The 20,320-nt window shown below is 53.4% G+C and carries 20 protein-coding genes; 2 read left to right on the forward strand and 18 right to left on the reverse strand.

What is annotated here, in order from left to right:
* Window positions 1–111 precede the first annotated feature (111 nt).
* Window positions 112–669, reverse strand: coding sequence for a cytochrome b (locus D467_RS0109340; RefSeq protein WP_018917247.1), 558 nt, complete (start codon window positions 667–669; stop codon window positions 112–114).
* 363 nt (window positions 670–1,032) lie between these two features.
* Between D467_RS0109340 and D467_RS0109345 the strand changes: the two genes are divergently transcribed.
* On the forward strand, window positions 1,033–1,311 hold the full coding sequence (locus D467_RS0109345; RefSeq protein ID WP_018917248.1) for a hypothetical protein: 279 nt from the start codon (window positions 1,033–1,035) through the stop codon (window positions 1,309–1,311).
* 103 nt (window positions 1,312–1,414) lie between these two features.
* On the opposite strand, the gene D467_RS0109350 is transcribed toward D467_RS0109345, so the two are convergent.
* The 15 genes from D467_RS0109350 to leuC all read right to left on the reverse strand — a co-directional run bounded on the left by D467_RS0109350 (window position 1,415) and on the right by leuC (window position 18,073).
* Window positions 1,415–2,614, reverse strand: coding sequence for an O-succinylhomoserine sulfhydrylase (locus D467_RS0109350; protein WP_018917249.1), 1,200 nt, complete (start codon window positions 2,612–2,614; stop codon window positions 1,415–1,417).
* 101 nt (window positions 2,615–2,715) lie between these two features.
* Window positions 2,716–4,236, reverse strand: a complete 1,521-nt coding sequence (purF, locus tag D467_RS0109355; protein ID WP_018917250.1) for an amidophosphoribosyltransferase — start codon at window positions 4,234–4,236, stop codon at window positions 2,716–2,718.
* A gap of 123 nt (window positions 4,237–4,359) precedes the next feature.
* Window positions 4,360–4,932: a CvpA family protein gene (locus D467_RS0109360; RefSeq protein WP_018917251.1), complete on the reverse strand. Its 573-nt coding sequence runs from the start codon at window positions 4,930–4,932 to the stop codon at window positions 4,360–4,362.
* A 3-nt stretch (window positions 4,933–4,935) separates the two neighbouring features.
* A complete protein-coding gene (locus tag D467_RS0109365; protein WP_018917252.1) occupies window positions 4,936–5,604 on the reverse strand; it encodes an SPOR domain-containing protein in 669 nt (222 codons plus the stop codon).
* A 34-nt stretch (window positions 5,605–5,638) separates the two neighbouring features.
* Window positions 5,639–6,934 carry a bifunctional tetrahydrofolate synthase/dihydrofolate synthase gene (folC, locus tag D467_RS0109370; RefSeq protein ID WP_244147820.1) on the reverse strand — a complete coding sequence of 432 codons (1,296 nt, stop codon included), beginning with the start codon at window positions 6,932–6,934 and terminating at the stop codon, window positions 5,639–5,641.
* A complete protein-coding gene (gene accD / locus D467_RS0109375; RefSeq protein WP_026285695.1) occupies window positions 6,912–7,919 on the reverse strand; it encodes an acetyl-CoA carboxylase, carboxyltransferase subunit beta in 1,008 nt (335 codons plus the stop codon). The genes folC and accD overlap by 23 nt, the downstream gene beginning before the upstream one ends.
* Window positions 7,920–8,010: 91 nt before the next feature.
* Window positions 8,011–8,814 (reverse strand): tryptophan synthase subunit alpha, encoded by an 804-nt coding sequence (gene trpA / locus D467_RS0109380; protein ID WP_018917255.1) that lies wholly within the window; start codon window positions 8,812–8,814, stop codon window positions 8,011–8,013.
* Between the two features lie 59 nt (window positions 8,815–8,873).
* Window positions 8,874–10,061 carry a tryptophan synthase subunit beta gene (gene trpB / locus D467_RS0109385; RefSeq protein WP_026285696.1) on the reverse strand — a complete coding sequence of 396 codons (1,188 nt, stop codon included), beginning with the start codon at window positions 10,059–10,061 and terminating at the stop codon, window positions 8,874–8,876.
* A 174-nt stretch (window positions 10,062–10,235) separates the two neighbouring features.
* Window positions 10,236–10,874, reverse strand: coding sequence for a phosphoribosylanthranilate isomerase (locus D467_RS0109390; RefSeq protein WP_018917257.1), 639 nt, complete (start codon window positions 10,872–10,874; stop codon window positions 10,236–10,238).
* On the reverse strand, window positions 10,861–11,808 hold the full coding sequence (truA, locus tag D467_RS0109395; RefSeq protein WP_018917258.1) for a tRNA pseudouridine(38-40) synthase TruA: 948 nt from the start codon (window positions 11,806–11,808) through the stop codon (window positions 10,861–10,863). Before truA ends, D467_RS0109390 begins: the two co-directional genes overlap by 14 nt.
* Window positions 11,809–11,834: 26 nt before the next feature.
* Entirely contained in the window at window positions 11,835–13,340 is a 1,506-nt protein-coding gene (locus D467_RS0109400; protein ID WP_155826469.1) for a type IV pilus assembly protein FimV, read from the reverse strand.
* Window positions 13,341–13,535: 195 nt separating this feature from the next.
* Complete coding sequence (asd, locus tag D467_RS0109405; RefSeq protein WP_018917260.1) at window positions 13,536–14,648, reverse strand: aspartate-semialdehyde dehydrogenase; 1,113 nt, start codon at window positions 14,646–14,648, stop codon at window positions 13,536–13,538.
* Between the two features lie 126 nt (window positions 14,649–14,774).
* Window positions 14,775–15,854, reverse strand: a complete 1,080-nt coding sequence (gene leuB / locus D467_RS0109410) for a 3-isopropylmalate dehydrogenase (protein WP_018917261.1) — start codon at window positions 15,852–15,854, stop codon at window positions 14,775–14,777.
* Window positions 15,855–15,970: 116 nt separating this feature from the next.
* Complete coding sequence (leuD, locus tag D467_RS0109415; protein WP_018917262.1) at window positions 15,971–16,618, reverse strand: 3-isopropylmalate dehydratase small subunit; 648 nt, start codon at window positions 16,616–16,618, stop codon at window positions 15,971–15,973.
* A 3-nt stretch (window positions 16,619–16,621) separates the two neighbouring features.
* The gene (gene leuC / locus D467_RS0109420) at window positions 16,622–18,073 is read right to left on the reverse strand and encodes a 3-isopropylmalate dehydratase large subunit (RefSeq protein ID WP_018917263.1); all 1,452 of its coding nucleotides are present in this window, start codon (window positions 18,071–18,073) and stop codon (window positions 16,622–16,624) included.
* Window positions 18,074–18,234: 161 nt separating this feature from the next.
* Here leuC and D467_RS0109425 point away from each other — a divergent pair, with 161 nt between their 5' ends.
* Window positions 18,235–19,116 (forward strand): LysR family transcriptional regulator, encoded by an 882-nt coding sequence (locus tag D467_RS0109425; protein ID WP_018917264.1) that lies wholly within the window; start codon window positions 18,235–18,237, stop codon window positions 19,114–19,116.
* Window positions 19,117–19,125: 9 nt separating this feature from the next.
* Here the strand turns inward: D467_RS0109425 and D467_RS0109430 are convergent, their stop codons facing one another.
* Together D467_RS0109430 and D467_RS0109435 are read right to left on the reverse strand one after the other, a co-directional pair.
* The gene (locus D467_RS0109430) at window positions 19,126–19,539 is read right to left on the reverse strand and encodes a VOC family protein (RefSeq protein WP_018917265.1); all 414 of its coding nucleotides are present in this window, start codon (window positions 19,537–19,539) and stop codon (window positions 19,126–19,128) included.
* 63 nt (window positions 19,540–19,602) lie between these two features.
* Entirely contained in the window at window positions 19,603–20,025 is a 423-nt protein-coding gene (locus D467_RS0109435) for a GFA family protein (RefSeq protein ID WP_026285697.1), read from the reverse strand.
* Window positions 20,026–20,320 lie beyond the last annotated feature (295 nt).

Consider the following 20,320-nt stretch of genomic DNA (forward strand, 5'->3'; position numbering starts at 1 on the left):
ATCTCCTTACTTTCCATAGTAGGCACTACGAATAGAGCGTGATCGCAGCGTTCAAAAATCGTTTCTTTAAACTATTTCGGCATAAAAATTAAAACGTTAGCAATTTCACATTTACATTTTTCTGGAGCGATGCATCGGGTTAATCATGCGCAGCAGCGTATCATGGTTATTAACCCAATGATGCTTAAAGGCGGCCAGCGCATGCCCGGCGGCCAGAACAACGAGCGCCAGCGCGCTATACCAGTGGACATCACCGGCAATGCTAGCCTGGTTCGGTAACCCATGCACCAGGGCAGGTACATCGAACCATCCAAATACGCTGATACTGCGCCCGTTGGCCGTGGAGATCAGATAGCCGCTGCCCAGCACCAGCAGCAAAATCACATAAAGCGCAGTATGTCCCACATGTGCAGCCAGCTTTTCAAGTCGGCTGCCTTCACCTGCTGGCGTCGCCTGCATCAAACGCCAGGCAATCCTCGCTACAGTGACCAGCAGCAGCAACACTCCAATTGAGCGATGCACCCAAGGGCCCTGGTTATACCAGCTGTCATAATAGCCAAGCCCGGTCATCCACCAGCCCAGCACAAACAGGCCAATAATTGCCAGAGCGCTCAGCCAGTGGAAAAGGATACTTATCGCCCCCCAGCGCATGCGTGAGTTACGCCACATCGTTTTTATTCCTTATCAAGTAACCCATTACGCCTACAGGGCTACTGGCCAGCACATGCGATTAACATGAGAAAAATTGTGAATTTACCTGCAAAGCATACTGACAAGTAATAACCATTACTGCTGAAAAAAGCTGAATGCATCATTCGTAAAAACCACTGAATAACTGGCTAACGACTTTTATAGGTAGCTTGCATCACTACTGATTTGGACGATCAAGATCATTCTATAAAATAGCATGAACAAGATATTTTTAATCAATTTTACTATTTGCTTTGCGCGCTTAATATTAGCGCATGTCCTAACACGACACGTCATTACGACTTAAAACTAAATGTATATTGTTACGAGAGAACAGCACTCATGAAAAAATTTACCTTTATCGCCGCTATCGCCATGACCCTGACTTCGACCGCCGTTCTGGCTGAACAGGGCTCCGGTGAGTTCAACGAAGTGGTTCACGCCAGTTCTTCCCTGAGCCACAGCGCCTACAGCCTGTCCATAACGCCAGCTGATCTGCCACTGGTAAATGGCGACGCAGCCAAGAACCGTGTTATCGCCCCGAGCTCTGAAGCGCATCACTCAACCAGCAACAATAACCAGATTGCCCAGTCAGACCTGCCGCACCGTAACGCTTCCTGAAACAGGTAGCCGCTGTTTAAAAAACAGTGGGAACTTAGATTTCACTAGCGCTAAAAAAACCCACCGCAAGGTGGGTTTTTCGTTAGCCGTATCTATTGTTTGATTAACCAGCAGCTAAAGCATCCAGGCCACGGGCCAGGTCGCGCTGTATATCCTGCTGACTTTCCAGACCAACGGCTACACGAATCAGCCCGGGTGAAATGCCCGCAGCTTCTTTCTGCGCATCCGAAAGGCGGCCATGCGTAGTCGTTGCCGGATGGGTTATCGTGGTCTTGACATCGCCCAGATTGCCCGTGATTGAGAGCAGACGGGTGGCATCAATCACCTGCCAGGCACCCTCTTGTCCGTTAATCACTTCAAACCCGAGTACGGCGCCAAAGCCTTTCTGCTGCTTTTTGGCAAGCGCGTGTTGCGGGTGAGCTTCCAGACCACTGTAATGCACTTTGCTCACCGCCGGGTGCTGATCCAGCCAGCGCGCCAGGGTTAACGCATTTTCACAGTGGGCTTTCATACGCAGCGAGAGCGTTTCCAACCCTTTAGTAAATATCCACGCGTTGAAAGGACTCAGACAAGGGCCGCAGGTACGCACCACGCCAAATACTTCTTCCAGCACGTCGTGTCTGCCGACCACCGCACCACCAATCGCCCGGCCCTGCCCATCCAGATATTTGGTGGCTGAGTGAATTACCAGATCTGCGCCTAGGGCGATAGGCTGCTGCAGTGACGGCGTTAAAAAGCAGTTATCTATGGCCAATAGTGCATCATGGCGTTTCGCCAGTGCCGCTAATGCCGCTATATCCGCAATCTCGGAAAGCGGATTGGAAGGCGTTTCAGCAAACAGAAGCCGCGTTTTAGGCGTAATGGCGGCTTCCCATGCATCTACATTGGAAAGCTCCACATAGCGGGTGGTAATCCCGAACTTGCCCAAATACTTATCAAACAGGCTAACGGTCGAGCCAAACAGTGAGCGCGATGCAACAATCTCATCGCCTGCCGACAACAGCGCCAGCGCCGTTGAAAGAATCGCTGCCATACCCGAGCTAGTGGCGACACAACGCTCACCGCCTTCAAGCGCTGCCAGACGGCGCTCAAAGGTGTGCACGCTCGGGTTGGTAAAGCGCGAGTAGACATTTCCGGGCTCTTTTCCGCCAAACTTCCGGGCCGCTTCCGCGGCGCTTTCGTAGACGAAGCTAGAGGTCGGGAAGATAGGCTCCGAATGCTCTTGCTCGAAGGTGCGATGGTGACCAGCACGGATCGCCAGCGTCTCTAACGACCACTCATCCTGCGGGCTGTTATTCTGCATGGGCGTGTCCCTTAGTTTTTTATAAACAGGTATCTATAAACATCGTGAAGCGTTTCGGCTCATTCTGAAAAAGCCCTAGCAAGGGCTTTTTTCAAAACCCATTAGTCGTCGAGGTCATCATCCTGGTTATGCATATCTACCAGGGCGTGATTCCCCGCACTTTGATCTTTTGCCGAATCATTACGACTGGCTTCCAGCACCGCCAGGTAGGCTTCGTCGATATCCCCGGTGACGTAGTTACCGTCAAAGACCGAACAGTCGAAGGCTTCCATTTCGGGGTTCACTTCACGACAGGCATCTTTCAGATCTTCTAGATCCTGATAGAAGATGCGATCGGCGCCAATCAGCTCGCCCACTTCATCTTCGGTACGACCATGGGCAATCAGCTCTTTAGCCGCCGGCATATCGATGCCGTAGACGTTGGGATAACGCACAGGCGGCGCGGCGGAAGCAAAATAGACCTTACGGGCACCCGCATCACGGGCCATTTGAATAATCTGCTTACAGGTAGTGCCGCGTACGATGGAATCATCCACCAGCAATACATTCTTGCCTTTAAACTCGACATCAATTGCATTGAGTTTTTGGCGAACCGATTTCTTACGCTGCGTTTGGCCCGGCATGATGAACGTACGGCCAATGTAGCGGTTCTTCATAAAGCCTTCGCGATACGTCACCCCAAGGTGCTGCGCCATTTCCAGCGCCGAGGTGCGCGACGTATCCGGAATCGGAATAACCACATCAATATCGTGATCCGGCCATTCGTTAAGAATGCGATCACCCAGCTTGCGACCCATCTGCATACGGGTACCGTACACGTAAGCACCATCCAGAATGGAGTCCGGACGTGCCAGGTAAACGTGCTCGAAAATGCACGAGCGCAGCTGCGGGCGATCAGCACAAACTTGGGTATGGAACTGCCCCTGCATATCCACAAAAATCGCTTCGCCGGGCGACAGATCACGCTCAAGTTCAAAGCCGCCCACGTCCAAGGCAACCGACTCAGAAGCAATCATGACGTCTTGACCGGCATCCGTCTGGCGAGTACCAAAGACAACCGGGCGAATGCCGTGAGGATCACGAAACGCCACCATACCAAAGCCATTAATGATCGCGACCGCCGCGTAGCCGCCTTTGCAGCGTCGGTGCACTCTACGTACCGCGTCAAAAATATCTTCCGCTTCCAGGTGCAATCCCTGCTTGCCTAGCTCATGGGCAAACACGTTAAGCAGCACTTCAGAATCGGAGCTGGTATTGATATGACGCAGATCGGTCGAGAAAAGCTCCTGCTTCAACTGCTCTGAGTTGGTCAGGTTACCGTTGTGCGCTAACGCAATACCGTAAGGAGAGTTGACATAAAACGGCTGGGATTCCGCTTCGCTGGAAGAGCCAGCCGTAGGATAACGTACGTGACCAATGCCCAGGTTGCCTTTAAGGCGAGCCATATGGCGAGTATGAAAGACATCGCGCACCAGCCCATTACTCTTGCGCAGTAGGAAGCGTCCCTCGCTCCAGGTCATCATGCCGGCAGCGTCCTGGCCGCGATGCTGAAGTACGGTCAGGGCATCGTAGATTCCCTGATTTACCGCCTGCTTGGCCAGAAGGCCTACTATACCGCACATTCAAGTTACCTCGCTTTAGTGCCATGGCTTGCCAAAACAAGCCCGTACGTTCTTGAAACTCGTTTTAAAACTTGCGTTTTAAGCGTTACTCAATAGAGCCTGGATGCACCAGCCTCTATGACATCACTGGCTATCAATCGGTTGCGGCGCGAACTCATTTCTCGAACGAATGTCCGGCAATGAAATATCCCGCAGAGACGCTGGGGCTTCGGGCAATTCACGCTCCCATTGGTCAAGTTGGCTAACGGCCCAATCGCGCAGCTCAACAAAGGTGGGACGTAACGATGCTTGCTGCCATGCCTGAAGTTCAGCAAAGGGCGTGAGCGTAATAAGTACCGTTGCCACCAATAAAATGACCGCTCCACGCGCGACACCAAAGACAGCGCCGGCAAAGCGGTTTAAAAGCCCCATGCCTGCCCAGACAATCGCGGCATGAACTATCCGGATCACAATCCCGCAAAGCAAAATAACCGCGAATATGATCAGGGCAAACGCCAATACAAGCCGGGCATCAAAGCTTTCAATAAAGCCCGCCATGAATTCAGCCAGCGGCTCGGCGAGTACGCGGGCCACCATCAAGGCAACAATCCAGGCCCCCAGGCCCAATGCTTCTCTCACAAAGCCACGTACAAAACCGGCCAGCATTGAAAGCGCAAGTACGGCCAGGAAAATGGCATCTATCCACGTTAATGCCATTATTTAGTCTCTTACCCGCACTAGCAGGCCCTGTACGTTGGCCCGCTGCTTGATCAACGCCATCGCCGACTCACCATCTTCAGATGAGGCATATGGCCCCACCAGAACGGTCGTCAGATTATTGTCTCGCTGACGCTGAAAAACGCTAAACCCTTCGCTCGAAAGCTGGCTACCTAGACGCTCAGCATTGCTTGCATCACCAAAGCTACCCACCTGCACGGCCCACTCGCCCTGCTGAGTTGAAGCAGGGGCTGATGCAGAAGCGCTGCTGCTTTGACTGCTACTCGACGAGCTATTGGCCGCTACCAGGTCAGCAATAGGATCGTTCTGCGCTGCTGTATTAGTGGCAGGGCTTGGCTCTTGCGTCGCTGTGGCTGCCTGACTTGGCGGATCAATTTGATTCGTTTGGGGCAACGAAGGGGATGCGTTGATCGGTGCATCAAGTTCATCGTTACTCGCCACGTTGGTAGAAGGCTGTGCATTAATCGTGGCCGGCATTTGCGGGGCTGCCACATCGCGCCGCGCTGTTTCAATCGGCTGCTCAATAATGAAGGTAGGCTGCGGGCGCTCCTCGCGAGGTGCCGGGTCACTCATCAACCAGGGCACAAAAATCGCCAGCAGCGCAAGCAGGATCACAATACCGCTGATGCGTTCTGTTTTACCGTATTTCATCTTCATCTCCCTTGAGCGAGACTAGCCTAAAGAGCTACAGGGCCTGTGGCAGGGGCCTAGCTAGCAGGGCTGCGACGGTGAAAAATGAACCAGTTGCCAAAATACGATCTTGAGCGTTAAGCAATGGGGCTAAAAAATCCACACCGGCTTCAGGCGAGTCTGCGCAATGATGTACGCGTCCTCCCTGAGCGGTAATACGTTCAGCAAGCTCAGCAGCCGGCCGGCCCCGCTCACCTTCAAGCGTTACACAGACCCAGTCAGAAATACGCAACGCCAGAGCGGCAATAACCCCATCGGCGTCCTTGTCATTTAGCATGCCAATTAATGCCCACTGCCGGCCATCTTCCGGCGGTGCTGGCAAGCGATCCGCCAGATAGGCAGCCGCATGGGGATTATGCCCTACATCCAGGCACCACTGCCCTATCCATTGCATACGGCCCGGCAATTGCACGTTAGCCAGAGCGGCCTGCGTGGCTTTCGGGATTAGCGTAAGTCCCGTCATTGCCAGCGCTTGCAGCGCAGTTGCCGCGTTATCAATGGGCAGGCCAGGATCGGGAAGCGCATCAATAGAAATCGTATCCCCTGAGGCTGTCAATCCATGCCAGCACCATGGCTTACGGCCTTCTTTATCGGCACTGTGGCTAAACGCCAAGCCTAGCCGATATACCGGTGCGGCCAGTGCAATAGCGGTATCCGCAACGCTGCTGGGTAGCGACTGACTGCCTAGCACCGCTGGGCGAAGAGGCCGGAAAACACCCGCTTTTTCAAGCCCGATTTGCGAAATATCGGTGCCCAGAAAATTCGCATGATCCTGAGCAATAGTGGTCACAACGGCCACGTCAGCATCAATAATATTGACGGCATCCAGCCGACCACCCAGGCCAACTTCAAGTACAGCCAGGTCAAGGTTGGCATTCGCCAGGCACCACAGCGCGCAAAGAGTGCCCGCTTCAAAATAGGTAAGGCTTATTTCAGGCGCCTGCAGGCGTGCCTGCTCTACGCGCTCAAAACCATCGACCAAGAGCTGGTCTTCCGCCTCTTGGCCATCGATGCGCACGCGCTCGTTATACCGCAACAAGTGTGGAGAGGAATAGGCGCCAACACGCTGCCCGTGGGCTCGGGCAACGGCATCCATAATGGCAAGGGTCGAACCCTTACCATTGGTACCTGCCACAATCACAACACGCTTGGCGATAGGGCTGCCAAGCAACCCCATACGCTTTGCAACGTGTGACACGCGCTCAAGGCCTAAATCGATCCCTACAGGATGCAGGGTTTCTAAGTGATGCAGCCACTCTGTTAAGGATTTAGGCATTGCGGTGTGATTCATGGCTCTTATCGGTAGTCTCTGTGCTGGTGTCGTTATGAAGTGCTTCCGCCTCATCAGCGATATGGGCTTCATCAACCAGCGGTTCGGCGACGTTTACTTCATCTGCCAACTCATCGGTGATTGAGAGCGCATCGTGATGGGTCAGTTTACGCAACATACCGCCCACGCGAGACCGCATTTCATGGCGATGCACGATCATATCAACCGTACCGTGCTCAAGCAGGAACTCGCTACGCTGGAAACCCTCAGGCAATGTTTCGCGTACGGTCTGCTCGATAACCCGAGGGCCAGCGAAACCAATCAGCGCATTGGGTTCAGCAATATTCAAGTCGCCCAGCATCGCCAGTGACGCAGAGACACCACCAAAGACAGGGTCTGTGAGCACTGAAATATACGGCACACCCGCTTGCTTAAGTTTCTCAAGTGCTGCCGAGGTTTTCGCCATCTGCATTAGAGAGAACAGTGCTTCCTGCATACGTGCGCCGCCTGACGCGGCAAAACAGACCAGCGGAATACGCTCTTCAAGCGCAAGCGTCGCCGCGCGAACAAACTTCTCGCCGACCACAGCACCCATCGAGCCGCCCATAAAGGTAAACTCAAAGGCAACGGCAACGACCGGCAGACCGTCTAGATTGCCACGCATGGAGACCAGCGCATCTTTTTCGCCAGTCTCTTTTTGCGCCGCCGTAAAACGGTCTTTGTACTTTTTGGAGTCGCGGAACTTCAGGCGATCATTGGGCTCAAGCTCTGCCGCAATTTCTTCACGCCCTTCTTTATCCAAGAACCAGTCCAAGCGTTTGCGTGCGGTTAGCCGCAAGTGATGGTCACATTTAGGACATACACTGTTGTGCTTCTCTAACTCAGGAAGATAGAGAACGGCTTCACACTTGGGACATTTACGCCAGAGGCCGTCGGGCACGCTAGCGCGACGGTCTTTACGCTGGATACGCCCCATGGAGGGCACTATCTTGTCTAACCAGCTCATATCAGAAAGTCTTCCGTTTACGTCAATGCCTGGCAACGCCAAGCTTGATGAGTGTCGTCAATCGATTCAGTGTAGACGATGAGGGGCAGCGTTAGGCGTCCATCGCGGTGCGCATTTCTGCTAACACACTTCTAAGCTGACCGGCGATAATTTCAGGCGTTTCTACATTTTCGGCAATACGATTAACCAGGGCGCTACCTACAATCACCCCATCAGCCACCTTGGCGACTTCAGCCGCCGTAACACCGTCGCGGATACCGAAGCCCACACAGAGCGGCAGATCGGTCATATCACGCAGCGGTTTTAAATGCTCAGCAACGTCGTTTGCATTTAACGTTGCCGCACCGGTGACGCCTTTCAGCGAAACATAATAAAGGTACCCTTCACCGTGAGCGCATATTGTAGCGGCTCGCGCATGGGAAGTGGTAGGCGCGACAAGGAAAATCGCAGCTAAATTACGTACTTTTAATAGCGGACCAAGCTCATCAGCCTCTTCAGGCGGCATATCAACGACCAATACGCCATCAACCCCTGCTGCCGCCGCCTTATCAGCAAAGGCTTCATAGCCAATCCGCTCAATCGGATTCAAGTAACCCATGAGCACAACCGGCGTTTTAGTATCGACCTGGCGAAACTCAGCAACCATATCCAGCAGGTCAATTAAACGCGTGCCGTGTTTCAAGGCGCGCTCACAAGCCTTTTGAATAACCGGGCCATCTGCCATTGGATCTGAAAACGGTACGCCAAGCTCAATAATATCGGCGCCCGCCTCAACAAGCGCATGCATAAAGCCAACGGTGTACTGCGGGGCCGGGTCGCCTGCCGTAATATACGGAATCAGGGCTTTACGGCCCTGCTGCTTGAGTTCACTGAAGCGCTGATCAATACGGTTCATGCTTGTCCTTAAAACGGTTCTTAAAAACTGTTCTTAAAAACGGTCCTTAAAAGCTGCTCTTAAAATTCGATGCCATCAATCTTGGCCACGGTCATGATGTCTTTATCACCACGGCCAGAAAGGTTGACCACAATATGCTGATCAGGGCGCATCGTTGGCGCCAACACCTTGGCATGAGCAAGTGCATGAGCGGATTCCAACGCGGGCATAATGCCTTCCATCTGCGTCAGTTCGCGAAACGCTTCCAACACTTCTTTATCGTTTGCCGCTACGTAATTAACCCGGCCGACATCTTTCCAAAGCGAGTGTTCAGGACCAACACCTGGGTAATCAAGCCCGGCTGAGATCGAATGGGTATCCGACACTTGCCCCGCCTCGTCGGACATCAAATATGTGCGGTTACCGTGGAGCACGCCACGCGGCGCATTGGTCGAGAGGGGTGCTGCATGGCGGCCGGTTTCAATGCCGTCGCCGCCGGCTTCCACACCGTACATCGCAACATCGTCGTCCTCGACGAACGGATAAAACAGACCGATCGCATTGGAACCACCGCCAACACACGCTATCAGTGCATCCGGCAGGCGGCCGATCTGTTCAAGCGACTGGCGCCGCGCCTCACGCCCGACAACTGCGTTAAAGTCGCGTACCAGCTGCGGATACGGATGAGGCCCTGCTACCGTACCGATAATGTAAAACGTATTATCGACATTCGTTACCCAGTCGCGCAGCGCTTCGTTCATGGCGTCTTTCAGGGTGCGCGTACCTGACTCTACCGGAATAACTCGCGCGCCTAATAAGCGCATCCGATAGACATTGAGCTTTTGGCGCTGCACGTCTTCAGCGCCCATATACACGTCGCACTCAAGGCCCAACCGCGCAGCAACTGTTGCCGTCGCCACGCCGTGCTGACCCGCACCGGTTTCAGCAATAACGCGGGGCTTACCGGTTTTTTTGGCCAACAGTGCCTGACCAATCGTATTGTTCACCTTATGAGCGCCGGTATGGTTCAAGTCTTCACGCTTTAACCAAATTTGTGCCCCGCCCAGAGACTCTGACCAGCGTTTGGCATGGTAGAGCGGCGACGGCCGTCCGACATAATGGGCAAGATCATAATCAAACTCGGCCTGAAAAGCGGGATCGTCACGCAGACTTAAGTACGTCTTTTCCAGGTCTTCCAAGGCAAAGCTCAGAGTTTCTGATACAAACCGGCCACCATAGGGGCCAAAATGGCCACGGGCGTCGGGCATTCGGGTTAGGTCGCTGAACCGGGTTTCGGAAACGGTTTCAGAAGCGGTTTTAGAATCACCAGTTGCTGAGCCAGTTACGGAGACAGTCACAGAGATACCTCACGAGATTGCCAGACAAGGCAAACATTGAATAAACATAGGACGCAGCCAAATGAGGCAAGCTGCGCAGTGTGCTTAACGCGCGTCGGCGAACGCGACCTGGCTGACAAACGACGCCATTTTATCAACGTCCTTACAGCCGTGTGTCAGTTCAATTCCACCAGATACATCAACGGCATAAGGCGCTACCTGTTGAACGGCCAAAGCAATATTTTCAACCGTTAACCCACCGGCGAGGATAACAGGTTTTGCCAGTTCTGCGGGGATTCTCGCCCAATCAAACGTCTCGCCCGTGCCGCCAGGAATGCCCGGACGATAAGCATCAAGAAGCAGTGCCTGCGCTTGATGATAGTCAGCCGCCGCTTTCTCCAGATCGACACTCTCATGCATGCGCAGGGCCTTTATCCAAGGGCGACCAAACTGAGCACAAAACTCGGGAGACTCATTGCCGTGGAACTGAATCAGATCCAGGTACGGCAAGCACTGTTCAATCAACTCAACGGGTTGATCAACAAATAGCCCAACCCGGGTAACAAACGCTGGCACATCGGCAGAAAGGACTGCCAACTGCTCAACGGTAATACTGCGCGCACTTTTAGGCCACATAACAAAGCCCAGCGCGTCCACTCCCAATCTGACCGCTTGCTCGATATCTTCACGGCGGGTAAGCCCACAAAACTTGATTCGCGTGCGCATGGGGCTAAGTATCTTCATCGAGCGCCTCCTGTGCCGGGTCAGGCGTTTTCTTGGCAAAGCTAAGTTTACGCCGCGCCGCAATCCTGGGGTTGTCAGGTAATTCACGCTCGCCAGTCCATTCACCGGTAAACGCGAGCAGATTAGGCCCTACCGGCTCCATCGGCAGCTCAAAGCGCTCATCGTAAATCGAGTCAACGAAATGCAGCCCGCACGCAGGTGCTGTTACATCTCCTTTCTTACGATCCTTAAGTGCCAGCAAACGTTCAATATACTGATCATCTTGCGCGCCACGCCCCACGCTGATCAGCGCTCCGGCGATATTGCGAATCATGTGGTGCAAAAACGCATTGCCCTGAATATCAATTACCACCAGCGGGCCATAGCGCTTCACTTCGACAAAATGCATCTGCCGCCATGGAGTCTTGGACTGGCAGCCCGCCGCACGAAAGCTTGAGAAGTCATGCTCGCCAACGAGCGCTTGCGCGGCTCGATGCATGGCATCCGCGTCCAGTGGATCACGGCACCACGTCACGTTGGTACGCTCAAGAACGGGGCGGCTGATCTGGTTAAGCACTAAATAGCGATAGCGTCTGCCAAGCGCCCCCAGGCGTGAATGAAAGTCGTCCGATACCGGCTTTACCCAGCGCACGGCTACATCGCGCGGCAGGTTTGTATTGACGCCAAAAATCCAGGCTTTCTCAGTGCGCTCGGCGGGGGGGTCGAAGTGAATCACCTGGCGCGTCGCGTGAACACCCGAATCAGTGCGCCCGCTGGCATGGATCTGGACAGGCGCACTGGCCACCTTCGTCAGGGCATCTTCTACAGCTGCTTGCACAGAAGCAGCATGTTTTAGACGCTGAAAGCCGCAAAAACGCGAGCCATCGTACTCAATGCCCATCGCCAAGCGGCCTTTCAGCGGTTGTGTTTCATCAAAGTGGTAGAACAGCGTCATCAAGCCACGTCATTAAATTTGAAAGGTCAGCTATTATCCCGGCCTCGAGACTCGAATGCTACCTCTTCGATCTCCCACTGTGTCTCTGAAAGGTCCACGGGCTTTGCTGCAAGGGGTACAGCTAAACCTGCCGCCTGACTTCTCGCCACGCTGGTGAAGAATGGGTCTTGCTTATGATCTACCATTTCGCCGCCGGCTAATGAACTGCTGCGCTCAACATCACAAGATAACGGTATATTTAAAGATGGCGGAGACGCTGTTTTCTCAGAAGCTGTACCGGTAGGCCGAAACACTTTCGGCTCAGCTAATGTTGCGCCTTCCACGTATTGCTTATCATCATACGTCAGCACTTTACGACGTCTTAAAAATCCCCAAAGTCCTGCCACTAGCAGTCCTATCAGCAGCAAGCCTAAGCCCCAGACGAGCGACTGTTGGTTGCGCTTTAGGCGGTTTAGCACGCCGTCAGTGTTTTGCGTACGTCGGTCGAGCGCCATCTGTGTGGCGGCACCTGCACTCGATGCTTGCATGCTGGGTGAGGCAGCTTGAGCCGCCATGTCTTCTTTTAATAAATCAATGCTATGGCGCATTTCATCAAGCTCGACACGGAACTGCTCGCGTTCTTCCTGGGCTCTTATCAGGCTCGCTTGGCTTTGCGCTAACTGCACTCCAAGCTCCGCAATGGCGCTGTTCTGCGCGGTCTTCTCCTCACTGGAATCGGCAGCGCTGGAAGTGACGCCCTCAGATGAGGCTGACGTTAATGGCTTATCCTGTTCAGACGTTGGCTGCGTTTCAGATTGGGACAATAGCAATGGCTCAGAAGTAGATGAATACTGCCCTTCACTCACCATTGTGCGAACGGTTTGCGCAGCGTCGCCAGGTGAACGACTTAACGCCAGAGCCGCACTGGGTACCGCCAGCACCTGCCCAGCACGCAAACTATTAATATTACCGGCAGGAAAAAGATCGGGGTTGGCCTCGACCAATGCCAGCATCATCTGCTGAATGCTGACCTCACTTGGCTTGCTACGCTCGGCGATACGCCACAGCGTATCCCCCGGCAACACATCAAGTGTGGTAACCGCGCTATCCTGAGTCTCTGGGTTTGAAGTAATCGAAGAGTAACCAACAGGGTCGAACAATAGGGTAACGGTATGGGTTTGTTGTCCTTCTGGAGAGTCTAGCGTGAGTAATAAATCCAGCCAGGGAGCGGTAACCGGCTGCTGCGAACTCAACATAATTTGCCGACGACCCTCTCGCTCTTCAAGCGCAACACTCACCGGCTGAATAGTTGATATCCACTCAAGCCCTGCGTCGGAAAATGCGTTTTCATTGGCAACTTGTACCTGTAATTCATCTAACGGATAGGCGTCAGAATCAAGTAGCGGTAAAGAAGCGCTTAAAGGGCTTTCCAGAGGCGAAGAAACAGAGGCCGGCCCTAATTCAATGGCAAATGTAAATGAACTTAGCGAAGCCAGCGCCAGCCATGCAACGGCGTTTAGAGCAGCTCGATAGTTTGAAGTTTTTTTCGGCACGTGACCCAACCAATTCTTGATTTATCAATGCACAACGCTGTGCAGCCCTACAACAATCACCAAGTATACTTAACATGGTTAAGCGATAAACGCATGCACCTATTTGACCTAATGTATTCATATCTTATGAATGACATAAAAAAAACGGGGAGCTAAAAGCTCCCCGTTTTTTTGGCTAACACTTGCCGTGCTGATTTATTGCTCGCGCAAAATTTTCAGCATCCGCTTGAGCGGCTCGGCGGCGCCCCACAACAGCTGGTCGCCTACGCTGAATGCAGAAAGATATCCTCCGCCCATATTCAGCTTGCGCAGGCGGCCTACCGGAATATTCAGCGTACCGGTCGCGGCGGCGGGCGTTAAGCCTGCAACCGTGGCGTCTTTATCGTTAGGAATCACATTGACCCACTCATTGTGCTTGGCAATGCGATCTTCGATTTCATCAAGCGGCACATCCTGCTTGAGCTTGATGGTGAAGGCTTGGCTGTGCGAACGCATGGCGCCGATTCGTACACACAGACCATCAATGGGTACAGGCTTGTCGCCACGGCCCAGGATCTTGTTGGTCTCAACGAAGCCTTTCCACTCTTCACGGCTCTGGCCGTTCTCAAGCTTGGTATCAATCCACGGCAGTAGGCTACCGGCAAGCGGTGCGCCGAAGTTATCGGTCAGGAAGTCGCCACCGCGCATGGCAGCGGTTACCTTACGATCGATATCCAGAATTGCGCTCGATGTATCCTTGAGCTCTTCACCAACGCTATCACGCAGCTGACCCATTTGATTGAGCAGTTCGCGCATGTGCTTGGCGCCAGAGCCAGAAGCTGCCTGATAGGTCATGGAGGTCATCCACTCGACCATATCGGCTTCAAACAGGCCACCTAGGCCCATCAGCATCAGGCTAACGGTGCAGTTACCACCTACAAAGGTCTTGGCGCCTTTGGCAAGCTGCTCATCGATTACCTTGCGGTTAACCGGGTCAAGCACGATAGTGGCTTCGTCTTCCATGCGCAGCGTACTGGCTGCATCAATCCAGTAGCCCTGCCAGCCGTTTTTACGCAGATCTGCGTAGACTTCCTTGGTGTAATCGCCCCCTTGGCAAGTCACAATCACATCAAGCGCTTTCAGGTCTTCAAGGGCAAACGCATCTTTAAGCGGAGGTACGTCTACGCCGATATCGGGGCCAGGCTGGCCTACCTGGGAGGTCGTGAAAAAGATGGGCTCAATACCGTTAAAATCGCCATCTTCCTGCATGCGCTGCATCAGCACAGAGCCCACCATGCCACGCCATCCTACGAAACCGACTTTCAACATGTGAAGTCCTCCAGCAAAGAATGAGACCAATATTATACACAAAACTTATAAATGGCGTCGGCCACCCTTTTGAGTGGCCGAGCCGTCACACTTTCAGATCAATTAGTTAGCACGCTTTGAATACAATTAACATTTTGCAAATGCGGCCAATACGGCATCGCCCATTGCATCGGTGCCGATAGTCCGCATGCCTTCAGAAGCGATATCCGCAGTGCGCAGGCCATCGTCCAGTACGCTGCCCACCGCGGCTTCTATACGCTCTGCCATGGCCGTTTCATTAAGCGAATAGCGCAGCATCATGGCAACCGACAGCATCATGGCCAGCGGGTTGGCAATATTTTGCCCGGCGATATCCGGCGCGCTGCCGTGGCAAGGCTCATACATACCCTGACCGCTTTCATTCAGCGAGGCTGAAGGCAGCATACCGATGGAACCGGTGAGCATGGCGGCGGCATCAGAAAGAATATCGCCAAACATGTTGCCCGTCACGACCACATCGAATTGTTTCGGGGCGCGCACCAGCTGCATCGCGGCGTTATCCACGTACATATGCGAAAGCTCGACGTCCGGGTACTCCGGTGCCAGACGCTCCATCACTTCACGCCACAAGATAGTGACTTCCAGCACGTTGGCCTTGTCCACCGAGCAAAGCTTCTTGCCGCGCTTTTGGGCCATTTCAAACGCCACGCGGCCAATGCGCTCAATCTCGCTTTCAGAATAAATGTAGGTATTAAAGCCTACACGCTCACCGTTGCGCTCTTCAATCCCCCGCGGCTGGCCAAAATAAATGCCGCCGGTCAATTCACGCACGATCATGATATCCAGGCCTGCCACCAATTCAGGTTTCAGGCTGGAGGCGCTGGCCAACTGCGGATAGAGCATAGCCGGGCGCAGGTTGCCAAACAGCCCCAGGTTCTTGCGCAGGCCCAACAGGCCTTTTTCGGGGCGCTTGGAAAGATCTTCGATCTTGTCCCATTTAGGGCCACCCACCGCGCCAAGCAGAATAGCGCTGGCCGCTTTGGCTTTTTCCAGCGTTTCAGCGGGCAGCGGCTCGCCGTGCACATCATAAGCCGAGCCACCGACCAGGGCTTCTTCAACGTCAATATCCAAACCCGCTTCCTGGCAGGCTTTTAACAAGCGCGCGGCCTGAGCCGCGATTTCGGGGCCAATACCGTCGCCGGGTAACAGAAGCACCTTATGGGTCATGTTAAATCCTTAATAGAGTGTCAGCACGGCTTGGCGCCGCTTAGCGCGTTGCAATGGGGTTGCACCGCGCTATGTATGTCTTTTTAGCTATTCTGAATAGCTTTTATTGAGCTGAATCAGGCAGGCTGACGGAACAGCCAGGGCCGGGCATCCTTGTGCTTCTGCTCAAAGGTGCGGATCGCATCTTCATCTTGCAGCGTGATGCCGATATCATCCAGGCCGTTGAGCAGGCAGTGCTTGCGAAACGCGTCCACTTCAAACTCAAGAGTTTCGCCACCCGGCGTGATGACCCGCTGGTGCTCCAAGTCGATATCCAGCTGATAGCCTTCGTTAGCATCAACGCCGGCAAACAGACGATCCACTTCTTCTTCGCTTAACGTGATCAGCAATATGCCGTTTTTAAACGCGTTATTGTAAAAAATATCTGCAAAGCTTGGCGCAATGACGACTTTAAAACCGAAATCTTCCAGCGCCCAGGGCGCGTGTTCACGCGAGCTGCCACAGCCAAAGTTGCGCCGGGCCAGCAACACCTCAGCCCCTTTAAAGCGCGGCTGATTGAGCACGAAATCAGGATTCAGCGGGCGATTGGAACAATCCTGCCCCGGCTGCCCTTCATCTAAATAACGCAGTTCATCGAACAGGTTAACGCCAAACCCCGTGCGCTTGATCGATTTCAAGAACTGCTTGGGAATAATTAAATCGGTATCGACGTTCGCGCGATCAAGCGGGGCAACCACGCCTTCGAAACGAGTAAACTTTTTCATGGCTCAAGCCTCCTGGGCGTGGGTAGCATCGTTGGCGGATAAACTGCGTACATCAACAAAGTGGCCAGCAATTGCCGCCGCCGCCGCCATCGCAGGGCTTACCAAGTGCGTACGACCGCCGTACCCCTGACGCCCTTCGAAGTTGCGGTTGGAGGTCGATGCGCAGTGCTCGCCTGCGCCCAGCTTATCGGCATTCATGGCAAGGCACATGGAGCAGCCCGGCTCGCGCCACTCGAAACCAGCGTCGATGAAGATCTTATCCAGCCCTTCGGCTTCCGCCTGACGTTTCACCAGGCCAGACCCCGGCACGACCATGGCAAGCTTGATCGTGTCGGCCACTTTATTACCTTGGGCAACCTTGGCGGCTTCACGCAAATCTTCAATACGCGAGTTGGTGCACGAACCGATAAACACTTTATCGAGCTTGATATCGGTGATTTTTTGATTGGCGTGCAGCCCCATGTATTCAAGCGCGCGGGTATGGCTGCGCTGTACGGTTTCATCCAGCGCCGCCTTGGGGTCCGGTACCTGGCCTGAAATACCCGTCACCATTTCAGGGCTGGTTCCCCAGCTAACCTGCGGCTCGATATCTTCAGCTTTCAGGGTAACCACTTTATCGAACGTGGCATCGTCATCCGATACCAGCTTACGCCAGTCAGCCACCGCTGCCTCCCACTGCTCGGCAGTCGGCGCAAAGGGGCGCTCGGCCAGGTAATCGATGGTGGTGTCGTCAACAGCAATCAACCCCACCCGGGCACCGGCTTCAATGGCCATATTGCACACGGTCATGCGGCCTTCCATGGAAAGCGAGGCAATCGCGCTGCCGGCAAACTCAATCGCGTAGCCAGTACCACCTGCGGTACCAATTTCTCCAATAATTGCCAGCACCACGTCTTTTGCGGTTACGCCGAGGCCAAGCTCGCCTTCCACGCGCACCTGCATGTTCTTCATTTTTTGCGCCAGCAAACATTGCGTCGCCAGCACATGCTCGACTTCAGAAGTGCCGATGCCGTGGGCCAGCGCACCAAACGCACCATGTGTTGCCGTGTGGGAGTCACCGCATACCACGGTCATACCAGGCAGCGTTGCGCCCTGCTCCGGTCCTACTACGTGTACGATGCCCTGGCGTGGGTCGTTGATCTTGAACTCTTCGATACCGTACTCAACGCAGTTGTCATCCAGGGTTTGTACCTGAATCAACGACACCGGGTCTTTAATGCCACTGTTGCCTTCGGCGCGCTCTTTCAACGTGGTAGGTACGTTATGGTCCGGCGTCGCCAAGTTGGCATCCAAACGCCATGGCTTACGCTTGGCCAAGCGCAGACCTTCAAACGCCTGTGGAGAGGTCACTTCGTGAAGCAGCTGACGGTCGATATAAATCAACGCGGTGCCATCATCACGCTGTTTCACCAGGTGCTGATTCCAGAGTTTGTCGTAAAGGGTTTGACCTGACATATGGCTCTCCCGGGCAAGCGCCCTGCTAGTTTTTTGCGCTGACGTCTTTGCGCCAGTGATGCAACGAGTGTCACGCGTGTCGCGCATAAAAGCAATTCATGTTATTTATAGATACGATTCCACATTGGAATACCAGTAAGAACTTAGCGACGGAACCCCGCATGGATACCCAAAGCCTACAGGCGTTTTTAGCCGTTGCCGAAACTCAAAGCTTTTCGCGGGCTGCCGAGCAGCTCTACCTGACCCAGCCCGCGGTCAGTAAACGTATTGCCACGCTGGAATCACAGGTCAGCACGCGGCTGTTTGATCGGATAGGCCGGCGTATATCGCTTACGGAAGCCGGCCATTTATTACTCCCCCAGGCCAAGCGGATCCTTGCAGCAGTAGAGGATAGCCGACGCGCGCTTGCCAATCTTTCTGGGCAGGTCGGCGGCCGGTTAACGCTGGCGACCAGCCATCATATTGGCCTGCACCGCCTGCCGCCCATTCTCAAGCACTATACTCAGCACCATCCGGAGGTTGAGCTAGATCTGCACTTTCTCGATTCCGAGTTCGCCTACCAGGGCGTACAGGATGGCACGCTTGAACTCGCGGTGGTAACGCTTGCGCCCCACCCTATTGAACAACTCCATGTGGTCAAGCTCTGGCGTGACCGGCTATGCTTTGTTTGCGCCCCGGATCACCCGTTAGCCCAAGCCTCTGAACTCACGCTTGAAACGCTATGCCAGTACAAGTGTGTGCTGCCGGGAGCAATGACGTTTACCCGAACATTGATTGAACAACGGTTTGCTGAAGCCGGGTTTACCTTACCAGTGAGCATGGCGACCAACTATCTAGAGACGTTGAAAATGATGTGCAGCGTCGGGCTTGGCTGGAGCCTATTACCCGAGGGCATGGTGGATAGCGAACTGGTCGAGCTAAGTATCGATACCGCTCCGATACACAGGCCGCTTGGCTATCTGGTGCATACCAACCGTACGCTTTCCAATGCGGCAAGAAGAATGATTGATGCGCTGGAAGCGACAGTGGAAAAAACTGCATAGCTAAAATAGCTATGCTTCTTCTTCTACAAGCGCATCGTATCCACCTTCCAGAAACTCAACAAAGCAGAACCCATGCCCAAACGGGTCAGCCAACAGCGCAAGCTTACCCCACTCCTGGGTCGTGACAGGCTTTTCGATCTGTGCGCCAGCAGAAACCGCCCTCTGAACGGCCGTTTCTATATCATCGACGACGAAATCCAAATGAACGGGAGTCCAGTGCCGCTTGTAACAGCGCTGTAGGCGAGTCTCAGGTACAGCAATTGAATCAGGTGATTTCATAAGTAGGTAGACCGGCGCTGAACTGCCCAACATCTCAACTCCGAATACGCCAAAACGGCGCCCGACATGTAGTTCAAACGCCGAACGGTAGAAGTCGATTGCCTTTTCAAGATCATCGACATCGATATTGACCAGAAAACTCATCTTTCCTCCTGATGACCGTTCTCTATTCAGTCTGCTCAATGGTATTTTAGCGTTATTAGCTGCTTACGACTTGTTTGCATGCTGAGCAAACACTTCCTCCTCCGTTAGCATGTGGGTATCGTCTGCAAAGGTATAAAACTCGGGCTTATGGTCGATAAAAATCTGTTCGGTAAATTCCCAGTCGCTACTCTCCAGCAAACCGACAGGAATAGCATAGTGTTCTTCCTGTTTTAATCGATAAAACAAATGCGTACCACACTGCTTACAGAATCCACGTTCAGCCCACTCGGAGGAACTAAAGGTCGCGACATATTCATCGCCCGTAAAACTTACGTCACGGACAGGTTCGGCGGCAAAAAGAGGCCCGCCACCCCATCTTCGACACATTGAGCAGTGGCAAACGCTTATATGATTATCTTGCATGGTGATAGTCACGCCCACAGCACCGCAAAGGCATTTTCCTTGGTATTGCATGTCAGAAGCCATGGCCTTCCCCTCAATGTTTTTACCAAAAAACTCATTATTTTAAAGGATCAACTAACGGCCCTTCTTTTGAATGACCAGATGATTTATATAGTCAATAAACGCTCATTTTGCTTACAATTGCCCACTTCATTGCATCTTGATAAAGCATATCCAATCATGCGTTAACGCGCTATCCAACTTTTATCAAAAGATTTATTTTTAAACGACAACTTATCTAATACATTGCACTCTATGAAAGTTCCATTATGTTTATTTTGCCATAATATACGTTTATGCTTGCTAAACCTTCACTTCT

Origin of the sequence: Vreelandella zhanjiangensis DSM 21076, assembly GCF_000377665.1 — a bacterium.
In the GTDB taxonomy this organism is placed as follows: domain Bacteria; phylum Pseudomonadota; class Gammaproteobacteria; order Pseudomonadales; family Halomonadaceae; genus Vreelandella; species Vreelandella zhanjiangensis.